The following is a 9,676-nucleotide window of genomic DNA, read 5'->3' as shown; positions in this document are numbered from 1 at the left end:
GAACTGCGCAACATGTGGACTCGCACCGATCAGCCCGGCCTGTGGTTCACCGGCGGCGCATTCTCTCAGTGCCGCATCTACTCCAAGTACCTCGCTCTGCAGATCAAGGCTACTGAACTCGGCTTGATGCCCCTCGCGGAAGTCGCCACTTCGGCCGACCTGGAGACGTGCGCGGCCGATGGCGAGCAAGAGGCAATCCAAGCCGCTAGACTTTCTTAGCTACGTGTAGTTCATCACAAGACACCCAGCAACGTCCCCTTGTAATGCAGCAACTTCCCTTGATAGGAACGGTTTCCCATGGACAATGAGCTTTTTGAAAAAGGATTGGCAATGCGCCGCGCAATGTTCGGCGACAAGGCGATCGAGCAGGTTTTTGAGAGTGCCGGCGACTTCGGTCGACCCATGCAAGAAATGGTCACTGGCTTCTGTTGGGGCGCCATCTGGACACGTCCTGGCTTGGATCACCGCAGCCGAAGCATCCTTAACCTGGGGATGCTGGCTGCGGCAAATCGTCCAGAAGAGTTAGCAAACCATGTCCGACTTGCACTGCGCAACGGGCTAACCAGAGATGAAATCCGCGAGTGCTTTCTCCAAGCCGCCATTTATCTCGGCATGCCCGTCGGCCTAGGCTGCTTCAAGATCGCAGCCCAGGTGTTCGGCCAACTCGATCAAGAGAAAGTCGAATAGCATCGGCAGTGGTCGCGTCAGGCAAGAAAAGACGTCAATTCGGGGATGATCGAAAACAGATCGCCGACAAGGCCGTAATCGGCCACGCTGAAGATAGGTGCTTCGGGATCCTTGTTGATCGCGACGATCACCTTCGAATCCTTCATGCCGGCCAAGTGCTGGATGGCACCCGATATGCCGACGGCTACGTAAAGCTGCGGCGCGACGATCTTGCCCGTCTGGCCCACTTGGTAGTCGTTCGGCACATAGCCCGCGTCCACTGCGGCGCGCGAAGCGCCCAACGCCGCGCCGAGCTGGTCGGCCAACGGCTCGAGCAACTTGGTGTAGTTCTCGCCGCTACCCAGGCCCCGGCCGCCCGAAACGATGACGTTCGCGCTCGTCAGCTCTGGACGATCGAGCTTCGTCACTTCGCGGTTCACGAACTGCGAAATGCCACTGTCAGCCGGTGCATCGATCTCCTCCACCGACGCGCTGCCGCCCTCGGCTGCGACCGCATCAAAGCCTGTCGCACGGACGGTAATCACTTTGATCGCGTCGTTCGATTGCACCGTCGCAATCGCGTTGCCAGCGTAGATCGGGCGCTCGAACGTATCAGCGGATTCGACCGCCGTGATGTCGCTGATCTGCGCGACGTCGAGCTTCGCGGCGATGCGCGGCGTGATGTTCTTGCCGTACGCCGTCGCAGGCGCGAGGATGTGCGAATAGTCCTTCGCGATGTTCAGCACCGTCGCCTCGACGTTTTCCGCGAGACCTTCGGCCAGCTGCGGTGCGTCGGCCAGCAGCACCTTCGAAACGCTGGGGATCTTCGCCGCGGCTTCGGCCGCGCCTTGCGCGTTGTGGCCCGCGACCAGCACGTGGATGTCGCCGCCGACCTGCTGTGCGGCAGCAACGGTGTTCAGCGTCGCGCCTTTAATCGACCTGTTGTCGTGTTCGGCAATAACCAGAATCGTCATCTTTCTAGCTCCCCTACAGCACCTTGGCTTCGGTCTTCAGCTTCTCGACCATCGTCTGCACGTCCGGCACCATCACGCCTGCGCCACGCTTCGGCGGCTCGGCTACCTTGAGCGTCTTCAGACGGGGAGCCACGTCCACGCCCAGGTCTTCGGGTTTGATCGTTTCAAGCGGCTTCTTCTTCGCCTTCATGATGTTGGGCAGCGTCACGTAGCGCGGCTCGTTCAGGCGCAAATCGGTCGTGACCACGGCCGGCAGCGTCAACGTCAACGTCTCGGCGCCGCCGTCGACTTCACGTGCCACGGTCGCCTTCCCATCCGCAATCGTCACCTTTGAAGCGAACGTCGCTTGCGGCATGCCCGCAAGCGACGCGAGCATTTGGCCCGTTTGGTTCGAATCGTCGTCGATCGCCTGCTTGCCGAGCATCACGAGCTGCGGCTGTTCTTTGTCGACGACCGCCTTCAGCAACTTGGCCACCGCCAGCGGCTGCAGATCTTCGATCGATTCGATGAGAATCGCGCGGTCCGCGCCGATCGCCAGCGCCGTTCGCAGCGTTTCCTGGCATTGCGTGAACCCAGCCGACACTGCCACCACTTCCGTCGCCACGCCTGCTTCCTTCAAACGCACGGCCTCTTCCACGGCAATCTCGTCGAACGGGTTCATCGACATCTTCACGTTTGCGATGTCGACGCCAGAGTGATCCGACTTCACCCCAACCTTGATGTTTGCATCGACAACACGCTTCACTGCAACGATCACCTTCACTTGTACGTCTCCGATAGCTGAACTACTAGGTCATTTCAGCGGCGATTCAACTCACGCTTGAGCGAAAATTTTCGTTATATCCCCAGCTACGAAATCGGCGCCCGAGGCGGTCTCCAGTCGCGTCATGATTTCCGACAGCTTATCCATGCCGAGCTGTTGCGCCCACCAGAGCGGCCCCCCGAGGTACCGAGGGAATCCGTATCCGTGGACGAGAACAATATCGATGTCACTTGCTCGTCGGGCGGTGCCCTCCTCCAGCACCCTCACAGCTTCATTGACAATCGCAGCCATCGCACGCTCAACTATTTCTTGCTTGCCGAGTTTGCGCGCTTTGATTCCTTTTTTTTCACGTTCGACCGCAATGATCGAATGAACGACTGGATCGGGGACGCCGCGGCGGGATTGCGGCTTATACATGTACCACCCCGCTCCCGTTTTCCGCCCGAACCTAGCAGCTTCGCACAAGGCGTCGGGTATAGTGACGTAACGCTGCGGTTTCGAAGCTGCGTTAAGCCGTTGACGCATCTTCCACGCAATGTCCAATCCCGAAAGGTCAGCGACGGCAAACGGTCCCATAGCAAACCCAAACTCTTCAAGGGCCGCATCGACCTGCTCTGGCAAGGCGCCCTCTTCGATCATGTATTCGCACTGCTTGCGGTAAGCTGCATAAATTCGGTTCCCGATGAAACCTTCAGCGACACGAGCAACGACCGGTACCTTGCCGAGCTTTCTAGCCAAGGTTACGGCCGCATCGACTATCTCTTGGCTGGTATGCTTGGTCTCCACGATTTCAAGCAGCCGCATTGTTTGAGCAGGGCTAAAAAAATGCAACCCAACGGTTCTCGCCGGGCGTCCCGCTCTGTGCGCGAGGGAATTTAGATCCAAGTACGACGTGTTCGACGCTAGGACTGCGTGGTCGGATAAGACCTCATTTAACCGCTGCATGACATCCAGCTTCACGTCGAAGTCTTCGAATACAGCCTCGATAGCTAGATCAACATCGCCGAGACCGGACAGATCTTCGACCAAGCGGACCCGAGAAATCCGATCATGCTTCTCGCCATCAGTGATCGCCTTTCTCAGAACTTGTGTAGCGTAGATATCCTCGAGCTTGCCAAGCGCTGCTTGCAACGCATCGCGGTTTGCATCGTAAAGCGAAACCTCGAAGCCCGCATCAGCAAAGCATCCAGCGATTCCCACACCCATCGTTCCTGCGCCGACAACGCCGATCTTACGGATGTTCGCGCCCACGGAGCGACCGCCGCTTCCCGAACGCAAACATGCCCTCTCCGAAAAAAACAGATGTCGGTACGCCCTCGCTTCAGAGCTTGTACGCAGTGCCTCGAAGACTGAGCGCTCACGGGACAGAGCTTCATCAAACGAGACCACTCCGGCCATGTTCACTGCATCAATCGCTTGCTGGACGTGAGGCAACGCCTTTCTCAGCCGCAGGGCGGTTTCGGTGGCCATTTCCAACTGCTTGTCGGTTGAATCGGGGACTTGCCTATCGCGGACCCGGCACTTCTTGCGTCGCAGGGATGTCAAGCAGGCTTCAGCTGCCTGCGGAAGATCGTCATCTACCATATGGTCGATCAAGCCAAGATGAAGAGCTTCGGCAGCCGAGAGTCGACGCGAGGATGTCACGACTTCGATTGCGGTCGCCTTTCCCGTGATGAAGGCCACACGTTGGGTACCGCCCGCCCCGGGAATCATTCCAAGACTGACCTCGGGTAGGCCCACCAACGCACTGCTCATTGCAACCCGTCCGTCGCAGGCTAAGGCCAACTCAAAACCTCCCCCGAGCGCCGTTCCATGAATAGCCGCAACGACCGGTAACGGCGAGGACTCGATGGCACGATTGACCTCCGGCAAGGAAGGGGCTTCGATCGGCGCATCAAATTCGCGGATGTCGGACCCAGCAATGAATGTGTTCCCCCCACCGATGATTACGACTCCCATCAGCGAAGCGTCGGCCTCGAATAGTTTGAGGCCTTCGAGAACACCTCTTCGTACATCGACTGAGCTCGCGTTCACGGGCGGATTGTCAATGACGAGGTATCCCACATTTCCTCGCTTTTCGATGCGAACAGATTCTGTCCTTTGTTTCGACGCGGCGTTAGTTAAGGTGTCCATTGTCGCTCCATCTTTATCCAGATCACCGACCGTTTACAACATCGATCTGGCGACTCAACATGACGGAGCGCATTATCTGCCTCGAACTATCGACACACCACTTCGCATACGTATTGCTTCTTTGAGTTTTTGGAATGCCTCAGCACGCCGCCCGGATTGCATGTCCGCGCCGAACTTGAAAGGTTCGACGCTACGTGCGACCGTTCAATGACGGGGACACGCGTCGGCCGCCGTTCGGCGGCAGTGCCTCATGCATCCCGTCTCCTTTGCGCGCGGAATGAAGCAGCTAGGCGAGACGTCACCGAATTTCGCCGGGTTGAAATCTGCTCTCACCTTGCCCTCTTCGGGACAGTTCCGACACCCATGCTGGGCGTCGAGCGGGTATTCCTGTCGTTGAACTCGAGATGCCTCGCCAATGCAGGCCGGCACTTTACGAACGAATGATTCCGCATAGTTCTTGATGCGGCCAAGGTCCTGCATCGATGGACTTCAACAGCCTGCTAAAACTGGCCCAGTTGCCCTGCCTCACGCGCTGAATTCAAAGCGTCAGGCCGCTTTTGCGATTGTCATCAACGCGCGAACAGTGAATTCATGTTTTAGGTGTTTACCCTAGATGACATGAGATCTAATATTCGAAGCACAAAGCGAAACTTGGAGGTCGTATGAAGCGAGTCGTTACCAACATTGCCATCGCATCGCTGTTACTAACGGCATCGGCGGCGTCATTTGCTCAGACGAATCAGCATGTAACCCGTGCCGAAGTTCGAGCCGAACTGGAACAAGCACATAAGGCCGGGTATGATCCAAACGACTGGGTTCATTATCCGGAAAACGTACTTGCCCAGCGGGCTAAGCTGCAAGCCGGCGCCAAGAATGATGATTCGCCTACGGCGAAGTAGGCTTACACGTCTTCTTTGCAAAAAGACAGTTTGGATGGCAGCCGCGACGAAAGCTCCCGAAGAAGCACCCCGATGAGCGCACCGAGCCTTCGGGGTGCAATTCATTGCCAGTCCAAGGCCCTGCCAACGCATTCCACATGCATCCGGTAGGGGCGTCCCAGAGTACTTGCGCGCTGCGCCCGCCCTGGGCGGGGGGCGTCGAGCACCAGCCGCCGCATGCCCAGAACAGCGTTAAGCGCGGCGGAATTGAGGTTGCTCTGGCTCAGCATCGCGCCGAGCGGCGTCAAGCGCACGACAGATTACGCGCCGGGACCTGGTTCAGTGAGGTGCGTGCTAAAGACCCACTTCGCAATCTCTAGGTTCGCGGCTTCGAACGCTCTCTTCTCTTGCCTGCGGCAGGTCCCGACCTCTAAGGCTGACCCAGTTTCGCCATGCGCCTAATGCTACGCTCGCAATCAGTGCAGAGAGTTTGATTCTGATCGAGGAGCACCGTGGCGGCACGGAGACTGGATGATGACGAATTCCATGCGCGAGCAAGTCGAGATGCATGTGAATACGTGCCGCTCGCCGTTAACGACGATTCGGCGTCGCAGTTCACGATGTGAGGGGTAGCGGGAAGTTGGACGTTCGGCGCCTGGCCGAACTTAGTGACCGAAATTCCTCGCAGAATCGGCTAGCGACCTGACGCACGGGCAGTTGTTCAGCGGCCGCATCGTGCGTCACGTTGCGGTGATGGCGTAAGGCCCTAACAGACAAAAGCCCCATCCACCGAAATGGACAGGGCTTTTTTGCTTTGCTGCACCACGCTTCGCCACATGGGTAGAAACGTGGGTACTTCATGTTCCGCCTCGATAAGCACTTTAAAATCAAGCACTTAAAGACCAATCTGGCGGAGACGGAGGGATTCGAACCCTCGATCCAGGTTTTGGCCCAGATGCTCCCTTAGCAGGGGAGTGCCTTCGACCTCTCGGCCACGTCTCCCAAAAACTTCGTCGGCGCCGGGAGGCAGCGCGACGAGTCCAAGATGATAACGGGAATGGTTACGCAGGTCAATTCGTGCGATGCAAATTTTCCCCACATCGCATCGCTCTGCAGCGCCTCTTTCGACTCGCCCCCGCCCCATCTTTCATGACGCCGCCGTGACGGCGACATGACAACCGCATACTCAAGCCTGTTCGAGCTCGAACGCCTTATGCAGCGCGCGCACGGCGAGCTCCATGTACTTCTCGTCGATGAGCACCGAAATCTTGATTTCGGAGGTCGAGATCATCTGGATGTTGATCCCCTCTTCCGACAACGTCCGGAACATCTTGCTCGCGATGCCCACATGGGAGCGCATCCCCACACCAACGACCGATACCTTCGACACCTTGGGATCGCCGACGACTTCCTCGGCGCTCACGTGGCCCTTGACCTGGTTGAGCAGAATGTCCATCGCGCGCTGATAGTCGCCGCGGCCGACCGTGAACGTGAAATCGGTCTTGCCTAGCACGCTGGTGTTCTGAATGATCATGTCGACGTCGATGTTCGCGTCGGCGACAGGGCCGAGAATCTGATAAGCGATGCCCGGCTTGTCGGGCACGCCCCTCACCGCGATACGGGCCTCGTCGCGCTGAAACGCGATGCCGGAGATGACTGCTTTTTCCATGGTCTCGTCTTCTTCAAAAGTGATCAGCGTGCCCGAGGTCATTTCCTGTTCGAGCGGGATCATCGGATCGGTCAGGCTCGACAGCACGCGTGTCTTCACGCGGTATTTGCCCGCGAATTCCACCGAGCGGATCTGCAGCACTTTCGAGCCGAGACTCGCCATCTCGAGCATCTCTTCGAACGTCACGCGATCGAGCCGGCGCGCCTCTTCTACGACACGCGGGTCGGTCGTATAAACGCCGTCCACGTCCGTGAAGATCAGACATTCGTCCGCTTCCAGCGCCGCGGCGACGGCCACGGCCGACGTATCGGAACCCCCGCGCCCGAGCGTGGTGATATGGCCCTCCGGATCGACGCCCTGAAAGCCCGTGATGACGACGACCTTACCTTCGTCGAGATCGCGCAAGATGCGCTCGCTTTCGATCTCGCTGATCCGTGCCTTCGTGAATGCGCTATCGGTCTTGATCGGCACTTGCCAACCGGCGTAGCTGACGGCTTCGACGCCCGCTTCCTGCAACGCGATCGATAGCAGGCCGACGCTCACCTGCTCGCCCGTCGATGCAATGACGTCGAGTTCGCGCGGATCGGGCTGGCTCGAGATTTCCTTCGCGAGGGCGAGCAGGCGATTCGTTTCGCCGGACATCGCCGATGGCACGACGACCAACTTATGGCCCGCCTTGTGCCACTTCGCGACACGCTTGGCGACGTTCTTGATGCGCTCCACCGAGCCCATCGAGGTGCCGCCGTATTTATGTACGATGAGTGCCATTGTGTCGTTTTGAACTTGAGGAATAACGGCGCCGACGCGCTAATGGCTCGAAGCTCGGGCATGCCGATCGGCCACGCGGCCTCGTGAGCGCAGGACGACGACGTAACGTGGCGGCGGGGGTAGACGTGAAGCGCACGGTTCGTTCGAATGCGCCACGGCTCAATGCCACATCTGCCGCACAAGCAAAATGCAGCCGACTGCGTCACTGCTGGGAAAAAAAGCGCGCAAACGGCCGCAAATGGGTGCTAAAGCGGGTCGGACAAGCGTTCGAGAGTACTCGATCGACGCTGAAAATACAAGCCGCACGGGCGGTCGGCGACGGGGTGCGACACTGCTCGGAGTCGCGCCACGCCGACGATCGACGCTAGGCGATAAGCATGTCGGCACGCCATTCCAGGCGGCGACGTGGTCCGCTCGCGGCCGCCCTCTCCTCGTCCGCCGCGGGCGCGGCGAACGCGCCGTTGATGCCTAGAAACGGCACGAACAGCAGCCGGTCGCCCAGATAAACGAGCGGCACGTCGCGCTGCCAGGCGGGCACCCCCGATTCCTGGAACAGATTTTTTAGCGTGCGAGCCGGCGCGCCCGGCGCCCGACGCATGCGTTCTCCCCCCATGCGTGGGCGCGCCGTGAGCGGCGAACTCTCGAGCAGCGTTTCCGCCACCGTATCGGCCGGCATCTCGCCGGGCGGCACCGGAACGAAAACGAGCGAGCCGCGCCATTGCGGGAGCCGCCATACTTCCTGGCCGCGCCAAGCGAGCGTCGTCGGCTCCTTGATCACATGCTCCACGGGTTTTTCGGCGGCGGCCCCAGGCGACGAAAGCCGATCGTCGCTCTCCCAATAGACCGAGTCGCGATAGAGGCGCAGGCAGCGCCCCGCGTGCTCGATTCGCAATGCATGCTCGGCGCGCGCCTCGCGCAATTGGCGCAGCATGTCAGTCAGTCGCGCGACGGACGGCACCGGGATCCCAGCCGCACGCATCCATCCGCGCATCGCGTTCATCGCGCGCGCGCCGTCGAGCGCGAGCAGCGCCTCGCGCGACAATGAGCGTCCATCGTCTCGCGCGATCGTGCCCAAATCGATCGCGGCGAGCTCATCGAGCAAGCGCTGAGCGGTCGCCGCATGGGCGGCCGTGCGCGCCAGCGCGTCGCGAAAGCCCGGAAAATGTATCGTCAGCGCCGGTATCACGTCGTGACGCAATGCGTTGCGCGCGTAACGCGTGTCGGCATTCGATTCGTCCTCGATCCAACGCAGGCCGCGCGAGCGTGCATAGCGTTCGAGCTGCGCTCGCAGCAAATGCAGCAACGGACGCACGCGAGGAATGGCGGCCACATTGTCGATGCGATGGGGAGCCATCGCCGCGAGCCCCGCCACGCCGGCGCCGCGCAGCAACTGCAACAGCACGGTTTCGGCCTGATCGTCGGCATGATGCGCCAGCCAGAGTGCGGCCACGCCGTGGCGCGCGCACATGGCGTCGAGTGCTCGATAGCGCGCCTCGCGCGCAACCGCTTCGATGCTCATTCCCATCTCGCGCCGCAAGTCGACGCGCTCGGCATCGAAGCCGGCGCCAAGCGCGCGAGCCGTGGCCTCGCAATGGACAAGCCATCGCTCGGCATTCGGGCTCAACCCGTGATGAATGTGCAAGGCGATGCAGCGGTGCGCTCCCGCCACGCGGACCGCCGCATCGAGCAGCACGCTCGAATCGAGGCCGCCGCTGAACGCGATGGCGATCCGTGCATCGGACGGCATCACGGAAAGCAAACCGCCGAGCGCGTCGAAAATGACGTGCTCGGCGGCGGAGTCGGTAGATGAAATCATGGCTTTCGT

At 60.0% G+C, this 9,676-nt stretch carries 8 protein-coding genes and 1 tRNA gene; 3 read left to right on the top strand and 6 right to left on the bottom strand.

Going from position 1 to position 9,676, the window contains the following annotated elements; translation table 11 throughout:
- Together B0G57_RS31890 and B0G57_RS23215 are read left to right on the top strand one after the other, a co-directional pair.
- The coding region (locus B0G57_RS31890; protein ID WP_146098878.1) for a hypothetical protein at nt 1–219 on the top strand (219 nt) is incomplete at its 5' end.
- A gap of 78 nt (nt 220–297) precedes the next feature.
- Nucleotides 298–687 (top strand): carboxymuconolactone decarboxylase family protein, encoded by a 390-nt coding sequence (locus tag B0G57_RS23215; protein WP_020566130.1) that lies wholly within the window; start codon nt 298–300, stop codon nt 685–687.
- A gap of 17 nt (nt 688–704) precedes the next feature.
- Here the strand turns inward: B0G57_RS23215 and B0G57_RS23210 are convergent, their stop codons facing one another.
- The 3 genes from B0G57_RS23210 to B0G57_RS23200 are packed head-to-tail and all read right to left on the bottom strand — an operon-like array spanning nt 705 to nt 4,536.
- On the bottom strand, nt 705–1,640 hold the full coding sequence (locus B0G57_RS23210; protein WP_018440170.1) for an electron transfer flavoprotein subunit alpha/FixB family protein: 936 nt from the start codon (nt 1,638–1,640) through the stop codon (nt 705–707).
- A gap of 13 nt (nt 1,641–1,653) precedes the next feature.
- The gene (locus tag B0G57_RS23205) at nt 1,654–2,403 is read right to left on the bottom strand and encodes an electron transfer flavoprotein subunit beta/FixA family protein (protein WP_018440171.1); all 750 of its coding nucleotides are present in this window, start codon (nt 2,401–2,403) and stop codon (nt 1,654–1,656) included.
- 51 nt (nt 2,404–2,454) lie between these two features.
- The gene (locus B0G57_RS23200) at nt 2,455–4,536 is read right to left on the bottom strand and encodes a 3-hydroxyacyl-CoA dehydrogenase NAD-binding domain-containing protein (protein ID WP_083925582.1); all 2,082 of its coding nucleotides are present in this window, start codon (nt 4,534–4,536) and stop codon (nt 2,455–2,457) included.
- A 662-nt stretch (nt 4,537–5,198) separates the two neighbouring features.
- Between B0G57_RS23200 and B0G57_RS23195 the strand changes: the two genes are divergently transcribed.
- Nucleotides 5,199–5,435 (top strand): DUF4148 domain-containing protein, encoded by a 237-nt coding sequence (locus B0G57_RS23195; RefSeq protein WP_020566131.1) that lies wholly within the window; start codon nt 5,199–5,201, stop codon nt 5,433–5,435.
- An 887-nt stretch (nt 5,436–6,322) separates the two neighbouring features.
- On the opposite strand, the gene B0G57_RS23190 is transcribed toward B0G57_RS23195, so the two are convergent.
- The 3 genes from B0G57_RS23190 to tilS all read right to left on the bottom strand — a co-directional run bounded on the left by B0G57_RS23190 (nt 6,323) and on the right by tilS (nt 9,667).
- Nucleotides 6,323–6,416: transfer RNA gene (locus B0G57_RS23190), tRNA-Ser, on the bottom strand.
- Nucleotides 6,417–6,600: 184 nt separating this feature from the next.
- A complete protein-coding gene (locus B0G57_RS23185; RefSeq protein WP_018440174.1) occupies nt 6,601–7,851 on the bottom strand; it encodes an aspartate kinase in 1,251 nt (416 codons plus the stop codon).
- Nucleotides 7,852–8,215: 364 nt separating this feature from the next.
- Nucleotides 8,216–9,667, bottom strand: a complete 1,452-nt coding sequence (tilS, locus tag B0G57_RS23180; protein WP_018440175.1) for a tRNA lysidine(34) synthetase TilS — start codon at nt 9,665–9,667, stop codon at nt 8,216–8,218.
- Between the last annotated feature and the right edge of the window lie 9 nt (nt 9,668–9,676).

This window comes from Trinickia symbiotica (assembly GCF_002934455.1).
GTDB classification, from domain to species: domain Bacteria; phylum Pseudomonadota; class Gammaproteobacteria; order Burkholderiales; family Burkholderiaceae; genus Trinickia; species Trinickia symbiotica.
Note: the sequence above shows the minus strand (reverse complement) of the source record. Positions and strands in the feature narration are given on the sequence as shown.

Bases quoted from the DNA above. Each gene is read 5' to 3' on its own strand.
- tilS (WP_018440175.1), bottom strand. From the start codon at position 9,667: ATGATTTCATCTACCGACTCCGCCGCCGAGCACGTCATTTTCGACGCG.
- B0G57_RS23215 (WP_020566130.1), top strand. From the start codon at position 298: ATGGACAATGAGCTTTTTGAAAAAGGATTGGCAATGCGCCGCGCAATG.
- B0G57_RS23210 (WP_018440170.1), bottom strand. From the start codon at position 1,640: ATGACGATTCTGGTTATTGCCGAACACGACAACAGGTCGATTAAAGGC.
- B0G57_RS23200 (WP_083925582.1), bottom strand. From the start codon at position 4,536: ATGGACACCTTAACTAACGCCGCGTCGAAACAAAGGACAGAATCTGTT.
- B0G57_RS23185 (WP_018440174.1), bottom strand. From the start codon at position 7,851: ATGGCACTCATCGTACATAAATACGGCGGCACCTCGATGGGCTCGGTG.
- B0G57_RS23195 (WP_020566131.1), top strand. From the start codon at position 5,199: ATGAAGCGAGTCGTTACCAACATTGCCATCGCATCGCTGTTACTAACG.